10 protein-coding genes are annotated in these 18,532 nt (G+C 68.2%); 4 read left to right on the plus strand and 6 right to left on the minus strand.

Translation table 11 applies throughout. The annotated features are described in order from the left end of the window. Positions 1-43 precede the first annotated feature (43 nt). The 3 genes from ODJ79_RS14425 to ODJ79_RS14435 all read right to left on the minus strand — a co-directional run bounded on the left by ODJ79_RS14425 (position 44) and on the right by ODJ79_RS14435 (position 2,044). On the minus strand, positions 44-448 hold the full coding sequence (locus ODJ79_RS14425) for a type II toxin-antitoxin system VapC family toxin (RefSeq protein WP_263023934.1): 405 nt from the start codon (positions 446-448) through the stop codon (positions 44-46). 108 nt (positions 449-556) lie between these two features. After that, positions 557-1,405 (minus strand): alcohol dehydrogenase catalytic domain-containing protein, encoded by an 849-nt coding sequence (locus ODJ79_RS14430; RefSeq protein WP_263023935.1) that lies wholly within the window; start codon positions 1,403-1,405, stop codon positions 557-559. A gap of 45 nt (positions 1,406-1,450) precedes the next feature. Beyond that, positions 1,451-2,044, minus strand: a complete 594-nt coding sequence (locus ODJ79_RS14435) for a Crp/Fnr family transcriptional regulator (RefSeq protein WP_263023936.1) — start codon at positions 2,042-2,044, stop codon at positions 1,451-1,453. Between the two features lie 96 nt (positions 2,045-2,140). Between ODJ79_RS14435 and ODJ79_RS14440 the strand changes: the two genes are divergently transcribed. The 3 genes from ODJ79_RS14440 to ODJ79_RS14450 all read left to right on the plus strand — a co-directional run bounded on the left by ODJ79_RS14440 (position 2,141) and on the right by ODJ79_RS14450 (position 4,092). After that, positions 2,141-2,527: a hypothetical protein gene (locus tag ODJ79_RS14440; protein WP_263023937.1), complete on the plus strand. Its 387-nt coding sequence runs from the start codon at positions 2,141-2,143 to the stop codon at positions 2,525-2,527. Between the two features lie 45 nt (positions 2,528-2,572). Next, positions 2,573-3,298 (plus strand): alpha/beta hydrolase, encoded by a 726-nt coding sequence (locus ODJ79_RS14445; RefSeq protein WP_263023938.1) that lies wholly within the window; start codon positions 2,573-2,575, stop codon positions 3,296-3,298. Between the two features lie 311 nt (positions 3,299-3,609). Then, positions 3,610-4,092, plus strand: a complete 483-nt coding sequence (locus ODJ79_RS14450) for a hypothetical protein (RefSeq protein ID WP_263023939.1) — start codon at positions 3,610-3,612, stop codon at positions 4,090-4,092. Between the two features lie 105 nt (positions 4,093-4,197). Here ODJ79_RS14450 and ODJ79_RS14455 read toward each other — a convergent pair whose 3' ends face one another. The 3 genes from ODJ79_RS14455 to ODJ79_RS14465 all read right to left on the minus strand — a co-directional run bounded on the left by ODJ79_RS14455 (position 4,198) and on the right by ODJ79_RS14465 (position 17,607). Further along, on the minus strand, positions 4,198-5,430 hold the full coding sequence (locus tag ODJ79_RS14455; protein WP_263023940.1) for a HEAT repeat domain-containing protein: 1,233 nt from the start codon (positions 5,428-5,430) through the stop codon (positions 4,198-4,200). Between the two features lie 712 nt (positions 5,431-6,142). Then, a complete protein-coding gene (locus ODJ79_RS14460; RefSeq protein WP_263023941.1) occupies positions 6,143-6,598 on the minus strand; it encodes a hypothetical protein in 456 nt (151 codons plus the stop codon). After that, positions 6,595-17,607 (minus strand): LamG-like jellyroll fold domain-containing protein, encoded by an 11,013-nt coding sequence (locus ODJ79_RS14465; RefSeq protein WP_263023942.1) that lies wholly within the window; start codon positions 17,605-17,607, stop codon positions 6,595-6,597. Before ODJ79_RS14465 ends, ODJ79_RS14460 begins: the two co-directional genes overlap by 4 nt. A gap of 369 nt (positions 17,608-17,976) precedes the next feature. Between ODJ79_RS14465 and ODJ79_RS14470 the strand changes: the two genes are divergently transcribed. Next, positions 17,977-18,474: a hypothetical protein gene (locus ODJ79_RS14470; protein WP_263023943.1), complete on the plus strand. Its 498-nt coding sequence runs from the start codon at positions 17,977-17,979 to the stop codon at positions 18,472-18,474. Positions 18,475-18,532: the final 58 nt, after the last annotated feature.

Raw genomic sequence — 18,532 nt, forward strand, 5'->3', positions numbered from 1 at the left:
CCTCAACATCGCAGCGGCCTGGGCGGACGTTGCGCGGCTGGTGCTACTTGCCGGTGATCAGGGCTCGGAGGGGCGCCACCGGAACGACGTTCTCTGCCTTGGCCGCCAAATCTGTGTCCACCGTGACCAGCGCATCGGCTTGCAACCGGGTAACCGCCAAGTACTCGGCGTCACGCAGGGTGTCCCAGTCCTGTTGACGCGCAATCCGCCAAGCTGTTGCACGCGACACCCGGTCACCGAGGAGCCGCATTTTGAGTTCGGTGATCCGCTCGTGAACCTCAAGCGCTTCCCGATCGGTACGTCCGCCTCGACGGACATCGCGCAACAACAGCTGCAACGCCTCCGAACGAATGATGTTCGGCGCAACCAACTGGTGACTGCGCTCAACGGCAAGCGCGTTATCCACGAGATGCAGCAGGGTGGCGGCGTCGATCACGTAGCGGGCCATTTCGTCAGGGTAGGTCGTTTTTCCTGGGTGGAAGGCGTCGCACTCGATGGTGATCTCGTCGTCGTTGTCCGCTGTCCGCTCGAACGGTCGAACCCGTCGGTTCTGGGATCAGGGCACGAGGACGATCTTGCCGGCTACCCTCGGCGCCGCTTCGGCCCTCCCCACGATCCGGTGCGCCTGCGCCGCGTCCGTGAGCGGCAGGACCGCGCCGACCTTGGCGGTGACCGTACCGGCTGCGAGTTGCTCGACCAGACCCATCAGTCCGATCCGGTCGTACCGTACCGACACCACCCGCGGTGTGATCCCACGTTCGGCGGCGAACACGCCACCCGGGATCCAGAACTCCGGGACTACGGTGGCGTACCGGCCGTGGTCACGCACACGGTCGAACGCTGCCCGCGCCACAGCGCCACCCACGACGTCGACAGCCGCGTCGACCGGACCGGGGCTGTCGGCCGGCACGACCGTCGTACCGCGGGCGGTGGCCAGTTGCACGATCAGACTGCCGACCGCGCCGCGCGGACCGTTGACCAGCAACGTGTCCACCTCGCCGAGCACGTCGAGTGCCTGCAACGCGGTCATCCCGGCCAACGGCAGCGGCGCCGCGTCGACCGCCGTCAGCCCATCGGGCAGCGGCACGACCAACTCGGCGGGCAGGGTGACGAACTGGGCGTACCCGCCACGCTGCGTCGATTTGTGCGAGGTGAACGCGACCACCGGCTGGCCGGTGGCTTCGACAGTCCCCGCGACGTCGTAGCCGGGCACCAGCGGAAAGCGGACCTCATCGGCCCAGCGGTACCGGCCGGCGACCATCCCCAGATCGGCGGGATTGACCGCAGCGGCCGCCACCCGGACCAGCACCTCGCCGGGCCCCGCCGCGATCACCGGCAGACGCAGCGGGCGCAGCGGCCCGCCGAACGCGTCGACGCCGACCGCAACCATCTCCTGTCCGTTCATGCTCCGAAGCTACGAAACCGGACCCCTCGACGGCCTTGACCTACATCAACGAACCGCCAGCGCGGTGCGGATCCGGCTCAACGCCTCAGCGGACACACCGACGTAGGCGGCGATCTGGCGCTGCGTGAGCCGCGCGGCCAGGGCCGGCTGCCCCGCGACAAACGCGCGATATCGGGTCGTGGCATCTTCCGTCAACAGCTGCCGATGGCGGCGCTCCTCGTCGAGGAACAGCCGCTCGGTCATTGCGCCGAGCACCGCCGCCCAAGCCGGGTGACCTGCGCAAAGCCGGACAAACGCCGGCCGGTCCGCCGTCAACAGCTCGGCCGGTTCCAGCGTCTCGATGAACAGCTGAGACGGTTTATTGCGCAGCGCTGCGGCGTAGGAGCAGACCAGCTCGCCCTCCGCCCGGAAGCCCTTCGTACGCTCAACCCCACCCTCGCCGACGTAGAACATGCGGGTCAGCCCACGCACAATGAACGACACTCGCTCCGCCGGCGCACCGGCGTGTTGCAGCAGCGTCCGGGTCGGCACCCGATGCGGGCGGAAGATCGCGTGCGCCATCGCGAGCTCGGCGTCCGGGACCGGTCCCCACCGTCGGAAGCCCTCGTCCAACGCCGAATACGCGTCGATCCCCACCATGAAAACCAGCCTACCTACGCGCACCGCCAAGTCCCTCAACCACGAAACACACCCTTTGCCTGGTCAACAAGCCGATTGCGGCAGATCATGGACCTCATGGAGGACCAGCACTCGCCGCGGTCGGCCGAGGGGGACGCGAAGGTCATCACGCTCTGCGGCTCGACCAGGTTTGAGGCTGAGTTCGCGGAGGTCAACCAGCGGCTCACGATGGACGGGTGCGTCGTGATCAGCCTCGGAATGTTCGACCTGCCGGGCTATGACTGGACAGTCGATAGCTCGGACCTCAAGCGGCGGCTTCGCGGCGTGCACTTCCAAAAGATTCGCATGGCTGACGAGGTGTACATCGTGGATCCGGGCGGCTACGTGGGCGAGTCAACCCGGCAGGAGATTGCCTACGCGGAGTCCCTTGCCAAGCCGGTTCGATATCTGAGTCGCGAGGTTCCACCGACTGCGTTGCCACCCGTCTGTTCGCGCTCGGCGTGACGGGCGGGGTGGACTGCGCCGACGAGGCCAGGGCACGGTTGTCCGATGAATCCCGCCTTCGTTCTCGTGCACAGTCCATCGGTCGGTCCGCGGACGTGGGCACCGATCAAGAGCCGACTCGAGGCCGGTGGCGCGGCGACGATCATGCCGACCCTGGTTGGCGTCGCCGATTCCGGACCGCCGTTCTGGAGGGTCGTTTCCCAGATCACTCGGGAGGCGATCGATCAGCTACCGGCGGATCAGCCGATCGTGATCGTCGCGCACAGCAACGCCGGTCTGTTTGTTCCGGTCGTCGTCACCTCGGCACCACGCCCGGTCGCCGGGTGCATCTTCGTCGATGCGGCACTGCCCTCGCTGTCCGGCCCTACGCCGGTGGCTACGCCGGAACTGTTGGAGTTTCTGCGCCCGAAGGCGGTCGATGGGCGGCTACCGCAATGGACGGCGTGGTGGGACGACGAAGACGTTGCGCCCATGTTCCCCGACGCCGAGGTGCGCAGGGCGGTTTCCGCTGAGCAACCTCGACTGCCGCTGAGCTACTACGAGGAACTGGTGCCCGTGCCTCCCGGGTGGGACAGCCGGCCATGCGGCTACCTGCTGTTCGGTCCGCCATACGATGCGATGGCGCGCGAGGCCGCGCAACGTGGGTGGGTCGTCGAGGAAAATGCCGGACAGCACCTTCACCAGTTGGTGGATCCGGACACCGTGACCCGGACCATCGTCGCGATGTCCGCGTCGTGGCGCTCCTCGGCCCGCGATCCTGACGGTGGATGAATTGCACGGATCTGCCGCCCCTCTGCGTCAGGACATCATGGGGAGCAGTGTTCTAGGGTGATCTTCGGCGGGTCCGGGAAGTGACTTTTCCGAAGTGTCGGCCCCGGGGTTCGGGTCGGCCGCGCTGGATTGCAGAGTCGCCCCCACGTGTCCTCCCGGGCCCGTCCGCAGCCTTTCGGTGTCGGCGGTCATCTGCCAGTAACCCGAGGCCATGATCGAGATCCTCGGCGTGGCGGTCATCCCCGACGACCGCCTGAGCGTGCCGCGCTGACGGGACGGCCGGCATTGATGGCCGGCTGTACCATCCGCGCATGTCAGCCACACCCCCGTACGGACCGCCACCGTACGGACCGCCGGCGTTCGGCCCCCCGCCGTTCGGGCCACCGCCGAAGAAGCCGACTCGCTGGGGCCTGATCATCGGCCTGATCGCGGGCGGCCTGGTGCTTCTGTGCTGCTGCGGCGGCGCCACCTTCTTCGGCCTGATCGCGAGCCAGACCAAGCCGGCCAACGCGGCCGCCGAGTCCTACGTCAGCGCGGTGATCGCCGGCGACGACGCCAAGGCGCTGCAGTACGTCTGCACGGCCGCCGATTCCAAGGCCAGCCACGACAGCTTCACGGAGTACGTGCACCGCAAAGGCATCACCGACAGCTCCGTGGCCAACACGAAGGTCACCCTGTGGAACCTGTCGTGGCAGGCCACCGTGCAGATGAAGCTCACCACCGGCACGGGCGCCACGGAGGACCTGGAACTGCCGCTCGCCAAGGAGGACGGCAAGTGGAAGGTGTGCGACTGATGCCCGCACGTTCGCAAAGCGCGGGTGGCGTTCCGCAGCGTGATCGCCGTCGTCGTGACGCTGTGGCCTCTGCGGCGGCGACCGGCGGCTGAGGCGGCATCGAATTCACCAGTTTTGCAGCCGCCGCGTGATGTCGTCGGCGCGCGAGGACACATTCCACTTGTCCGGGCCGGCATACCACCGCAACTCCTGCAACCGTGCCAGGGCCTCATCGTCGCCGTGCAGAGCAAGGCCGGCGAGCGCCTGGACCAGCACCGTTATGCGGTCGTCGTGCCGGTTCGCCGCGTACGCCGCGAGAACCTGCGCGGTGCGGACGCCGGACTCGACCAGGGAATACAGCGCTCCGGCCCGGACCTGGCCGTCCGGATCACCGGCCAACTCGAGCAGGGTGATCACCGCGTCGGGATCGGGCCCGGCGAATAACAGCAGGTCGGCCACCCTGGCACGGATGCGCGCCTCGGGATGCCGCGCGTGGGCTCGGACCTCCGGCAGCGGGCCGTCGCCGTGATACCCGGCGTAGGCGGCCAGCAGCTGCTCCAGGGCGTAGGGATCGTCCTCGACGGTCAGCCGTTCGCGGATCGGGCTGAGCGCGGCGGCCGCGAACGGGCGGTCGTCGAAGCTGAGACGGTGCAGAACCTCGGCTGCCAAGCGGCGGACCAGGGTCTGCGCATCGCCGACCCGGGAGATCGCCCAACGGTACGATTCGTCCGCACGCAGGTGGTTGGTGAGGGTGAAAGCGGCGGCGTTCCAGTCGCACGAGTCAGGATCGCCGTCATGCATTGCCCGCGCCAGCAGCTCGTCGGGTGCGGCCACGATGCCCAGGGAGCACTCCAGCACGGTGACGATCGCCCGGTGCGCGCCCAGCACCTCGGCCGACCGTCCGTCGGGCGCGGTCACGCGAACTCGCGTGGCGTGCTGCCAGCCGTCGCCGTACGGCACCTGTTCCCGCTCGAGCACACCGCCGTCGGGCAATCCCAGCCGCCGGCGCAACTCAGCCTCCACGCCGCCGGCAACCCACCCACGCGCGATCTCCAGCGCGTCCCGCTTCGCCGCCGCTGCCTGATCGGCGTCATGATCCAGCAAACTGTCCAACATCTCCAAGTCGCCGCGATCGGCCAACCAGGACAGGAGGTCGCCGCCGTCCGGGCTCGGCACGTGCCGGTCCACACCGCACATGAGAAGCACATCGACAGTCATTGCGCTGCGGCCGTGGATGGCGGCGTGCAGCAATGCGGCACCCTGCGGCCCGGTCAAAACCGTCTCCGGCAAGCTGCCGATCAACCGCTGAGCCGTCTCCCAGTCACCGCATTCGATCGCCTGCCACACCGCATCGAGCACCTCGCCATTCTGCATCACTTGACCAAGGACGCGGCCCGGCGGCATCGATCGACCGGCGGGTTTCAGTAGATCGGCCGTGCGGGCTCGGGCGCCCTGAGACGGTCGAGATCACGACATGGCCGCGAGCAGACGCTCGACCCGAACCATCCGACCGTCGCCGCCCGGTTGGACAACCTGGCGTACGCCGGCCGATCTGGGCTGGCCGGCCGAGGCGGAGCCGGTGCGGCGGCGTGCGCAGATGATCCGCCGGGCGCCATGACGGGAACCCATCATCCGCCCCAGAGGGTGCCGAAGCCGAGCCGGAAACCGTGGGCCTGGCTGTCGTCGAAGCAGAAGTCGACCACGTCGACCACCCGGCGACCTGCCGGGACAGCCGGGCGGCCAGCTCCTCGGACGACCGGCGGCCGACCGTGCCGGTGAGCGTCACGACGCCGTAGTCAACGATCGAACCCGTTGAATGGCGCCGTCGGCGGTCAGGACTTAGTCAGCGCCTTCCCACGGGCCGTCGGCGCGCTGGTAGACGGTTCCTTCGCCGTTGGCGCGACTGCTAGCTCAACCTGCAAGAACCTGGTGGCGGATGTTTCGCCGACCCCCGCGACATCCACATCGTCACCGCGGTCACGACCGCGCAGCTCAACGCCAAAGGTCGAACCGTGGATATAGGGGCTACCGCCTGAAAGTGACGTACAGGATTTAAGGAACGATGCACTAGCTAGAAAAAGGTCTTGTCCCACTGACCGGTCACGAGGGCGCACATGCTGGCCTCGAACCCCTTGCCGACGCGCTGCAAACCGGCGTCCCCGCCCAAAATCACGTCGTCAAACTCCGATAGGAGCATACGCTCCTCAGTGGCGAAAGCGACACCAATCGGAAGCGCCAAACAACCTAACCTCCTGGAATAAATGCGAATGTTTGGAAGAAAGGCGTCCAAGGCGTCTTCGACTGCAGTACTGAACTCGTTGTCGCCGCCCCGGACACCTTTCCATCCAACAGTCAACCCGCTGTAATCCCGGATGAAACTCCGCAGCCAGTCCGTCACCTCGTAGCCCTCGCTCCGAAATCGACGGCAGGCATCCTCGACGTCGACGTCGGCCGTCCGGACGAAGCGCACCGCGCTTATGCCCTCGAGCGCTTCGCAGATCCTCATCCGGGCCGAATTCGCGGTCATCCCGTAAGCACACTCCTCACCAGACCAGGAACCCAGGTGGCGCAGTTCGGGCACATCTTGAACCGCTTGCCCTTCTGGTTGACCGTAACAATATCAAGATCTTCCAAACGGGATCCTCCAGCCAATGCGTTGGTACACATCCGAGCCTCGGCACAAACCTCAGGCGGCCGCCCGTTCTCCATCTGAGACTCAGCCGGAAGGGCGGACTGCACTCGAGGATCGAGGCCGGCGCCGGATCCGCTCTCTCCGTGGTAGACGCGCCCATTTGTGCGGTCTCGCCCGACACTGAAGGCCCCCGGAAGCTCGTCACCGTCGCCAAGGCCGCCCTTCACCTCGTCGATTCTGCGGGCACCTGCGTCCATCAGGTCTTTCTTAAGGTCATTGTCGGCGAGATGCCGTCCGATGTAGTCGGAGTTCTCCGCGGATTCGCCAGACGCATGCTTTCCGCAGTAGTTGTTGTTGTGAACGAGTACCGCGGTGGTGCCGGCGAGGACATAGTAGGTGTGGACGTCGTTGACCGTGAGGTCGTCCATCCACTTCAGGCCGGTCCAGACCTTGACCGCCGCGACGGTCTGGGTGGTTTCGCCGTCGGGGCTGCGGAGCTTGTCGCCGGCCTTCAGGTTCTTCGCGTCGGTCCAGTTGGCCTTGGTGGCGTTCCAGAACGGGTGGTTCTGGGTGGTGTGCAGAACACTGGTCTTGCCGGTTTTGGCATCCTTGACGGTTACGTCGGCTAGATCGCTGTCGTGGTTGTGGTGCAGGACGCTGACCGTCTTCGCCTCGGCTCTGCCGGTGGCCGGGTCGGTGGAGAGGACCTTGTCGCCGAGCTTCACGTCGCCGATCGGCTTGGTGTGACCGTCGGCCATGACCACGCGCGTATCCGGTTCGAAGCTGTGACACGGTGTCTTTCCGCCGAGTGCGCCACCGGTGACCGCGCCGACCAGGGCGCCCTGGACGGTCGCCTGGAAGGTCTGCTTCATGTTGATGTGGCCGGTGGTCAGCAGCTGGGTGCTGGCGTCCTGCAGGCCACCACCGATGCCGCCTTCGACGCCGCCGGATAATGCGCCGGACAGCGTCCTGCCGATGATGCCGCAGCCGATCCTCCCGGCCGCCGCCCCCACGACCCGGCTCCCGATCATGGCGGCGATCCGGCCGGTGCCGCCGCCGATCAACGCCCCGGCGGCCCCCATCAACGCCGAGGTGCCGAGATCCTTGAGGTTGTGGATGTTGCCGAGCGCGGCGTCCTTGGCCAGGTTGATCGCGACGCCGACCAGCGCCCCGCCGACCGGGCCTAGGAGAGCCGTGGCGCCGACGGCGAGCACGACGGCCCCGATCTCCACCAGCGTCTTGTGCTTCTTGGCCCACTTGACGGTGGCTTTCCCGGCGTCCTTGACAACCTTCGAGACCTTTTGCACCGCCCGGGCCGTGCGTTGATACAGGGCGTGGCCCTTGCGTTCGGCGTCCTGTTGCGCCCTGGTTGCCCGGTTGGTGTGTTCACGCCATTTCTTGGCCGCCGCCATCCGGCCTCGGTGGGCCCATTTCGCCAGCCCCTTGGCGCCGTACTTCGTGGCCTTCCTGGCGACCCAGTCCATCCCCATCGCGACGCCCGCGTAGGCGGCGGCAACCGTTGCGTGATAGGCGTACGACGCGTAGCTGTACGCCGTCGAGGCCGCCTGGTAGACGTATGAACCCACCGAGCTGGCTGCCGAGGCCACCGCGCTGGTGGCGCTGGACACGGCCTTCGTGATACTGCTCCACCAGCCGTGGCCGGTCGGGTCGGTGCCGGTCAGCGGGTTGGCGTTGGCGTAGGCGTACTGGTTGGCGTTGACCGAGTCCGGGACCGGGTTGTTCGCCACGGTGTCGCGGCTGTCGAACTGCCCGGTGCCGGGGTTGTACCAGCGGGCGGCCATGTTGACCCGCTTGGTCAGGTTGTCGGTCCACTCCGACTGGTAGCCCAGGTTGCCCAGCATTCCGGTCGAGGACTTCACCGTGCCGAACGGGTCGTACACCGTCGACCCGGACAGGGCGGTGCCGGTGTCGGTGAACTGCCCGACCACATCGTCGTGCAGATCGGTCCAGACTTCCCGGTTGTTGCCACCGGAGGAGGCGCCGACCACGGCGTTGTTCGGGTCGCGGACGTAGGTGGATCCCGAGTCGGCGGCGAGGTCGTTGCCGGTGCCGGTGTAGGCGAACCCGGACTGGAGGGCACGGCCGAGCGCATCGTAGGTGTAGCTCGATGTGCTGCCGCCCGCGGTCTGCGAGGCGACCTGGTCGAACGCGTCGGAGACGGTCGTCTCGGTGGCGGTGCCCTTGGCCGTGGAGGTCAGGGTGCCGCGTGGGCTGTAGGTGTAGCCGGTGCCCGTGCTATCCCCGACGAGCCGGTTGCGCTGGTCGTAGGTGTAGGTGGTGGACCCGTTGCCGGTCCGGTTGCCCGACGCGTCATACGTGTAAGCCGTGGTGGTGGTGCCGTCCGACCAGGAGTTCAGCCGGTTGGCCAGGTCGTACGTGTACGTGTTGGCCGTGGTCGTGCCGCCGAAGTTGGTGGTGGTCTTCGACGTCTCGTTGCTGTTGGCGTCCCACCCGTAGGCGATCTTCGCGATCGACGTTCCGCCCGCGGTCTTCAGCTCGTCGCCGGTGACCCGCTTCATCCCGTCGTAGGAGAAGGTGCGGACGTTGCCGGTGCCGCCGTAGGTGATCGTCTTGACTGCCGAGTCGACGTCGTACGCGTAGGTCTGGTTGATGCCGGCCGTCGGGTTCGTCAGCGTGGCCAGCCGGTCGTCGCCGTCGTAGGTGTACGAGGTCGTGCCCGCCGCGTCGATGCGCGACTTCATCAGCCCGTCCCGCGTCCAGGTGAACGACGTCGTGCCGGACGGACCGCCCACCCAACTCGGGAGGCCGCGGTCCTCGTAGGTGATCTGGTTGGTGCCGCCCGGCGCGGAGAACGAGGTCATCCGCCCGGCCAGGTCGTACCCGAACGTGCGCGTCGCCGTGCTCGCCGCCGCGCCCGCGCCGGACTGTGCGGTCAGATTGCCCATGCTGTCGTACGCGTAGGTCTGGCTCACCCCGCCCGGCTCGGCGATCCCGACCAGCTGCCCCGCCGCGTCGTAGCTGCGGGTCCAGGTGCGATCCGAGGCCGCCGAATAGGAGTTGGTGACCGGCTCGATCGTCGACTCGACCGCGTTCATCGAGTTGTAGGTGTTCCAGAACGCGTTGCCGCGCCCGTCGGTGAACCTGGTTCGGTTGCCGTTCAGGTCGTACCCGAACGAGGTCAGGATCGACGTGGACGAGGTGGTCGGCTGCTTCTCCGACAACACCAGACCGGTCGGGTCGTAGGTGAACGTGGTCGCCGTGCCACGCCCGTCGTAACTGGTCAGCACGTTGCCGGCCGCGTCGAAGGACCGCGACGACTTGGTCAACTGCGTGCCGCTCGCGTCGTACGACGCGGCGCTGTAGACCCGCGACAGCATGTCGTACGCGGTGTTCTGGTATGCCCCGCTCGGCTGGGTGACCCGGGTGGGCCGGCCCAGACCGTCATAGGTCGTCGTGGTCGTGTTCCCGGCGGCGTCGACCGCGGTGACCGGCTCTCCCGCCGCGTTGTACGTGTAGTTGGTGGTCACCCCGTTCGGGGAGGCCTGCGACTTGAGCCGACCGGCCGTGTCGTAGCTGTAGGTGGTGGTGAGCGTGTCGTTGGGCTGCCGCAGGATCTGCGTCGCGGTGGCCTTGCGGCCCAGGTAGTCGTACGTCATCTGGGCCGTCGCCCCGGTCGGCCCGGTCACCGAGATCGGGTTGCCGTCCAGGTCGAACGCGGTCGTGGTGACGCCGTCGTTCGGCGCGACCGTCTTCGCGAGCCGGCCCAGCTGGTCGTACGTGAAGTGGGTGGTGTTGCCCAGCTCGTCGGTGCTGGACGCGGTCTGCCCGAGGGTGTCGTAGACGACCGAGCTGACCGGGTTGATCGTCGTCCCGTCCGGCGCGGTGTATGACGGCCGGTGGGTTTCGTAGACCCGGCCCGCCCGGTCGTAGACGTTCGTCGTCTGGTTGCCGTTGGCGTCGACCGACTCGGTCGGGTCGCCGAAGGTGTCGTAGCCGGTGTAAGAGACCGGGCGGGCCACGACCGCGCCGTTCACGGTCTCCGCGGTCACCGACACGCCGGTGCTGACCGCCGGGTGCTCGTCCTCGTCGTAGGACACATCCGTGGCGTTGCCGCGCGGATCGGTCGTGCGCAGCGCCAGGCCACCCTCGTCCAGCTGGTAGGAGGTTCGGGTGACACCCGCGCCGGCGGCGGGAGCAGAGTTGCCGTAGACGGCCGAGATCTGTTGGTCGGTCAGGGCGGCCTGGTAGGCCTGCACGTCGGCGATCTGGCCGATGAAGCCGGAGCCGCCCCCCTGCGAGCCGATTTGCATCTGCCCGGCCGACTGGTTGTTGAACGGGCTGCTCACCGTCGTGGTCGTGGCCAGCGCGCCGTTGATGTACAGCTTCACCGTGGACGTCTTCGGGTCGACGGTGGCCGCCAGGTGGGTCCAGGCGCCGACGGTCGGCACGCCGGCCGCGCTGTTGCTGGTCCACCAGCTGATGCTGCCGTCGGCGAGCCGGTTGGCTCCGGCCGCCGTCCAGGTGTTGCTGGCGGCAAGGTAGCCGAGTTTGATCGAGGAACTGCCGTTCGCGCCCGGCTGCTGAACGACGTACTGGTCACTGGCCTTTGTGTTCAGCTGCGCCCAGGCTGAGATCGTGTACGCCTGGGTGAGGTCCAGGATCGGATCGGTGCTCAGGATCCGCGACGCGCTCGCACCGGTAAAGCTGGCGCTGCCGGTGTGCCCGGGCGGGGCTGAGGTCGACCAGGTCACGGACGGATCGGCCTGGGCGACGTTGTTGCCGGCGCTGTCCGCCGCCGTCGTACCGGAGGTCTCGTCGAGCTTCCACCGGCCGACCGGCGTGGTCGCCGGGTCGCCGTTGTAGGCGACTTCGGCCCGCACGCGACCCTCGGCGTCGTACTGACGGTCGGTGACCGACAATGTGCTGCCGCCGCCGCTGCGGGTCGTTCTCACCACGTTGTCGTCGGGGGAGTAGACGTTGGTGGTGACCCGGTTCAGGCCGGTCGGGTCGAGGGTGATGCTGGTCTGCCGGCCGGCCGCGTCGTAGCCGAAGTTCGTGGTCGTGGCGCCGTTGTCGGTCACCCGGGTGGCCAGGTTCCCGGCCTTGTCGTAGGTGTCGCTCTCCTGAACGAACGTGGTCGCGCCGTCCGCGGGCGTGCCGTCGTCCTTGGGCGGCATGTTGCTGCGGATGACCTGCGCGGTCAGTCCGTCGTCGGTGTACTTGTACGAGGTCGTCCAGCCCTGCGCATCGGTGGTGCTGGCCAGCCGGCCGTTCGGGTCGTACTTCTTGGTCTCGGTGACCAGATCGACAGGGGCGCTGGGGTTGTTCGGATCCCCGGTCCAGCCCTTCATCGTCTCGGTCAGCACGTTGCCCTCGGCGTCGACCTCGAACGCGGTGACCCCGCCGTCCGAATCGGTCTCGGTGACCACCTGCCCGTACTGGTTGTACGTGAAGCTCGTGCTCTTACCGACCGCGTCGGTTTGCGACTGCTTCTGACCCAACGCGTTGTAGACGACCGTCTGCGTCCGCGCCACATCCCCACCGGTCGCGTCCGACGTGGTTTGCGACGTCATGTTCCCGTCGGCGTCGTACACGTCGGTCGTGACCGCGGTGTGCACCGCGCCGGTGACCCGGTTGGTGACCGCCGGGTCGGTCTGGGTGAGGACCCGGTCCTGCCCGTCGTAGGTGAACGTGCTGCTGCGCCCGTGCGGGAACGTCGAGGTCGTGGTCGTCTCGGAGATCTTGCGGCCGAGCTTGTCGTACGTGTAGGTGGTCACCTCACCGGCCGGCGACACCGTCTTGGCGACATCACCGTTCGCGTTGTAGCTGATCTGCTGCTTGCCGCCGGCGGCGTTGACCACCTGGTACGGCAGGCCGGCCGGGGCGAACCCGGAGTCCGCCGCCGCGACCGTGCTGCCGTCGGTGAAGCTCGTCGAGGTCACCCGGCCCAGCGGAGCGGTCGTGGTGAGCGGGTTGCCCTTCGCGTCGTACGTGCTCGTCGTCTTGTACGTGTCGTCCGTGGCGCTCGCCGAACGGGCGTCCCGGCTGGTGATCATCTCGTCGTTGCGCGGGTCGACCGGGTTCGACGCGTTCAGGTAGTACTCGTAATACGACGTCGAGCATTTGCTCGCGGACTGGTCCTGGCAGGTGATCCGGGAGATCGTGTTGCCCCGCGCGTCCTGGTTGGCCTGCGTCCACACGCCGGTCGGGTCGTACACGAGGCTGGAGAAGCCGCCGACGTCGTAGCCGTAGCGGGTGGTGTTGCCCAGCGCGTCGGTCTCGTCGATCTGCCGGTTGTTGGTCAGGTCGTAGCTGTAGGACAGGGTCTTGCCACCCGGGTCGATGACGGTAACCGTCTTGACCGGCATGGTGATCGGTTTGATCGTGGTGTCGATGGTGGTCCACGCGACCGCGGAGCTCTGCTTGCTGGCCTGCCACTGCGCATCGACCTGCGCCGCGGTCAGCTCCGAGTCGTAGAACGCGGCCTCGGCGAGCTTTCCCGCGTAGTAGGAGGTGGTGTTCGCGGTCAGACCGGACCAGCCGGTTCCGGTGAGCCCAGCGCCAAGGTAGGCATTGGGCTGGGGACCGGGGGTCAGCGCCGTGCTGCCGTTGCTGAAGTTGGTCTTGACACCGTCGACGTACAGCGACTGGTTGGTGCCCGAGGTGGTCAGCACCGCCTCGTGCCACTTACCGTCGTTGACCGCGCCGGTCGAGGCCAGCCCCATCGACCACCGATCGTTCGCGGCGCCCACACAGTCGTAGATGATCACCGGGTTACCGTCGACGGCCGAGTTGCTCGCGTCGTTCAGGCACCGGCCGGAGTTCGGGTTACGCAGCCCTCCGTTGTACGGCTGCCACACCTGATTCACGCCGCCGTTGCAGGTGTACAGCTCGACCTTGGTGCCGTTCGCGGTCGCCGACGCGCCGCCGGTGATGTCCAGGCACTTGCCCATGGTCCGGATGCTGCCGTCCGAATACATCTGCCAGTTCTGCGAGATGCTGCCGTTACACGTCCAGATGTCGATCTTGTTCCCGTTGGCGGTACCGATGTTGTAGTCGTCGAGGCACTTACCGGCCACCCCCGAGCGCACCGGCCCGGTCGGCGTGGCCGAGGGCGACAGACCCCGCAGCTTGCCGTCCGCGCCGATCCACAACGACGGCAGACCCGGCGCGGTCGTCGTGCCCAGCGCCCCACCCTGCACTCCGTACAGCACCTTGCCGGTCGCCGTCGTGTTGAACCACAGGCTCACCGAGTTCGCCCCGGCCGTGGCCACGCTGCCCGGCATCACCACGTTCGAGCTTGTGCCGTCGAACTGGGTCGCCGTGTTGTCCGCGAACGGGCCGGTCACGCCCAGCGTGGTCGCACTGTAGGAGGCGGTGTCGCCGGCGACCTCGTTCACCGCGTCGGTCACATCCGCGTCGTTCTCACCCAGCCGCCAATAGTCGAACGGCTTCGCCCCCAGCACCGACGCCGCATACACCGAGCTGTTGCCGGCGATGGTCGGCGTGCCCATCGTCCAGGTGCCGCCGTTCTGGTCGACGACGTTGGCCACCTGCCCGGCGGCGGGGTCGACGGTGACCTGCGCGGCGACTCCCCCGCCGGGCCGAGTGATCTTCGAGATGATCGAGCTGCTGTTCTTCGCCACCCAGTACTGCGCGGTGACATCCGCGGCGGTCAACGCCTTGTTGTAGAACGCGACATCCGAGATCGAACCACCGAAGAAGTACGGTTTGCCCGAGGTGGCGCCGGTGTTCGCGTGGTCCGGCCAGCCGAAGCCGACATAGCCGGCGCCGACCGTCTCGAACGCCGAGCCGTTGGCGCCGAACATGGAGATCGTCCCGGCCAGGCTGCCCTGCGCCACCCCATCGATGTACATGGTCTGCGTGCTGCCCGCGCCGGAGAGCACGACATGGTGCCAGGCGTTGTCGGTCACCACCGCCGTCGACTTGATCGTCGTCGCGGCGCCCTGCCAGAACTCGCCCCGCAGATACCCGTTCTTATCGACATACAACGCCGGGGTGAAGTTGCTCCCCGAAGTGCCCAGCTTGACCGAGTCATGGCTGTAGCTGAACAGCACACCGTTGGGGACGCTGGTCTTGAACCACATGCTCACCGACTGGTACGAGCCGTCCGCGACCAGCTTGCCCGGCAACGCCAGATACGACGTGCTGCCGTCGAACGAGGCCGCGGTCGCCGTCGACGAGCCCAGCCCGCCCGGCGCGCCCAGCGTCACGTTCCGGTAGATGCCGACGTCCATGCCGGCGTTGGTCAGCACACTGCTGGCCGCCGACGCGCTGCCCGCCGCGTCGTTGAGCCGCCAATACGAGTAGGGGTTCGAGTTCAGCGTCGCATTCGCATACTGATTGACGGTGTTGCCCCACGTGTACGCGGTGCACGCCGTGGTCGTGCCCGGCGGGCAGACCGTGGCCAGCTGATCGTTGCCGGTGTAGCCGTAGGTCCACGTGTATCCGGAGCCACCCGCGGTCGGCGCGTCGGTGGTCACCGTCGCCACATGCGCCACGTTCGTCAACGCGGCCGGCGACCACGGCGTCGACGAGGTCCAGGTCAGCGTCAGCTTGCGGCCCGACGCATTGGTCATGCTGGTGGCCTGACCGGTCGTGCCGTCATAGCCGAAACTCAGCGCCCGCCCGTTGGCATCGATGATCTGCGTGACCCGGAAAACCCCGGAGCCACCCGACCGGCCGAACACATACTGCGTCGCATCCTTGTCGGTCAGCGTGTACCCGGTGACCGTGCTGCCCGAGGTCTGCGCGGTGAACACCGCATACCGCCCGGACGGCGCCGTGAACGTGCCATCGCTGTTCCGGCCGAACGCCACCTCCGAACCGTTCGGATAGGTGACCACCACCGTCTGCACCGCACCGGCCGCGTCCAGCTTCTGCGTGGCCTTGGTGTCCAGAATGCTCGACCAGCCCTGACCGAACGCGCCGAACCGGCGGGTGTCCAGGCTGTTGTAGCTACGCGAGATCTCCAGCTCCGGGCCGACGCCCGCCACGCTAGCGTCCGCCGCCGAGGTGGTGTAGTTGCCGTTGTTCGGGTCGAACCCGGCCCCCGGGTTCTGCGCCAGATCCGCAGTCAACCGCGGCTGCGGCACCGGGGTGGCGAACGCGAACGCCGCCGTCGCCGGCGCCGTGCTGGTGTGATCACCGACCGCCACCGTGTACAGGTACGTGGAGTTCCACGCCAGCTTCCCGGCCGGCACCTGCCAGCCCGCCGTCGTCACCGTGCCCGAACTGGCCACCACCGCGGTGCCCGCGCTGTTGTAGATCGTGTACGCGTAGGTCAGACCGGTGTTCGGCGAGTTGTCCGGGTCATGCGCGCGGGTCACCAACTGCGGGGTCAGCGTCTCCACCGTCGCGTTGTTGCCCGGATACCGGGTGTCCACCTGCGGCGCCACATTCGCCGCCGCGGTCGTCAGCACCACCGCCGACGACGACGCGGCGAACACCTTGTACGCCGCCGGGTCGGTGTCCGAGGTCGCCAGCGCCACCCCGAAGCTCGTGCTGTCCACGGTCCCGTTGTTGAACGCCGCCGCATCCAGCGGGACGGTCACATCCGTCCCGGCCGCCGGATCCGCGGCGGTGTTGGCGCAGGCCGCGGCCGGGTTCGCCACCGTCAGCGACCCGATCGGCCGGGCCGCCAGCGCCGGACCGGGATACGTCGTCGCGGACAACGCCGCCGCCGAGGTCGCCGCGGACCGCGGATAGACCGAGAACGACCGTGCCGCCCCACACTTCGCGTACGTCAGATGCAGCTTCAACGACGCCGAGATGACCTTCTTGCCCTCGACCCGAGCGTTGACGTCACCGAAGTTCAGGAACGAACGCGCCTTCGTCGAGCCGTTCGACGTCCCGATCGCCAGATCGCCACCGGCCTGCACACCGGGACCGGTCGCGGCGTTGTTGTCCACGAACGCGCCACGAGCGGCGGCCGTGGTCAGCGCACCGGAGACCGTGACCGGATACTTGCGGGCCGGATCGGCCAGCCACGCCCGATCCGCGGTCACCTTAACCGCCGGCGCACCGCCGACCGTCGTCAACGACAGGGTCACTGCCGACGACCGCACGAAATCGCCGGACGCCCGATCGAACGCCGAGTCCGACATCGTCGCGCGCGGGAACCACGCCTGCACCTTGCCCGACTTGTCGACCAGCTCCACCGACCCGTCTTTGCCGAGCCGCGGGCTCAGCCCCGTCAGCCGCAGCGGGAACACCCACTCGTCGGTCGCCGGTGGCGCGGCCAGCACCAAGGACTGCTCGACACCGTCCGCGCTCGCCCGCAGCCGCAGGTCACCGCCCAGCAGAACACCGGCATACGTCGCGGTCGAACCGGTCACCACCGCCGGCGCCGGCGACGCATCGGCCAGGTCGTAACCGACCGAGTTCCCGCCCGGCAGCATGATCGAGGCCAGCGGCCGGGCCGCCTTCGTGCCCGCCGAAGTCGCCGGCGTCGCGGTCGAGGCCGGCGTCGCGGTCGAGGCCGGCGTCGCGGTCGAGGCCGGCGTCGCGGTCGAGGCCGGCGTCGCGGTCGGTGAGGCGGTCGCTGCCCGGGCGGCCAGCGACACCTTCAGGCCGCTCGCCTTCACCCGCCAGCCGCCCGAGCCGTCCTTGACCAGCGTCGGGTCGATCTTCTGCCACCCGCCGCCGGACGTCCGGTAGTTGGTCGCGCCCGGCGTGTACACCCGCGTCGTCGTGCCGTCCGCGTTGGCGTACTGGTCCATCGTGGCGGTGGACTTCGCGGCGTCCCGCGTGCTGGTCGCCGCCACGAAGCCCCGCGACTTGCCGCGGATCTTGATGGGCTTCACCGCCGGCTGGTACGGCCGGTACGAATCCAGCGCGCCCTTCACCTTGCCCGGCGCCCGGCCCGCCCCACCGTTGGCCATCGTCGCCGCCGTCGGCACATACCCACCGTGTTTGGGCTGCGGTCCGTGCGGATTCTGCGGTCCCTTCCCGCCCGGCGATTGCGCCGACGCGAACCGCACGTCCACAAGGCGCGTGAGCCAGCTCAACGGGAAGTGTCCATCGTGGACGTTGTCGGCCGGCATCGCCGTCGACAGACCGAAAACCACCAAGGTCACCAGCGCACAACGACGCCACCAAGTACTCACAGGACCCCAGCTCCCCGTCTGCCGCGAGCATGATTCGGCGCCAAGATTCACTGAAGATCACCTGTGCGTCAAGCGGCGATCAGGTAACGCTCTGTGTTGATGGATATCAATTCAAGCCGGACCGGATTCCCGTGTACGCTCCGCGCCGTGTCACGTATGCGAATGAGCCGTCGAACGTGGATCGCCGCCGCGGCGGCGGCCGCGATCGCAGCGGTCGGCCTCACCTGGCTGCTGTGGCCCGAGGACGCCGAACCCCGCGCCCGGCAATACACCGCGGCTACCGCGTGCCTGCTCACCCCCGCCGCCGGCCTCACCGACAAGGACGCCGTGCTTGCCTGGGACGGCATGCAGAAAGCGTCCCTGGCCACCCACGGCAAAGTCCGCTACCTCGCCGTCGCCGGCGACCAGACCCCCGCCAACGCCGCCACCTACCTGGCCACCCTCGCCATCGGCGGCTGCAACCTGATCCTCGCCGCCGGCCAGGCCCCGGCCGCCGCCGTCGACGCCAACGCCGCCTCCTACCCGGCCATGCACTTCGTCGTCGTCGGCGCCGCCAAGACCCAGGCCAATGTCACCAAGATCACCGAGCCGGACGCCGCCGCGACCACCGAGACGGTCCGCACCCTCGTCGACAAGGCCCTCAAGGACGCCGCCGGCTGACCCGCCGCGCCGGGACCTTCGGCCCTGCATCCGCCACGCCGATCCGGCAAGGCTGGAG

This window comes from Actinoplanes sp. KI2, assembly GCF_025630775.1.
Lineage (GTDB): Bacteria > Actinomycetota > Actinomycetes > Mycobacteriales > Micromonosporaceae > Actinoplanes.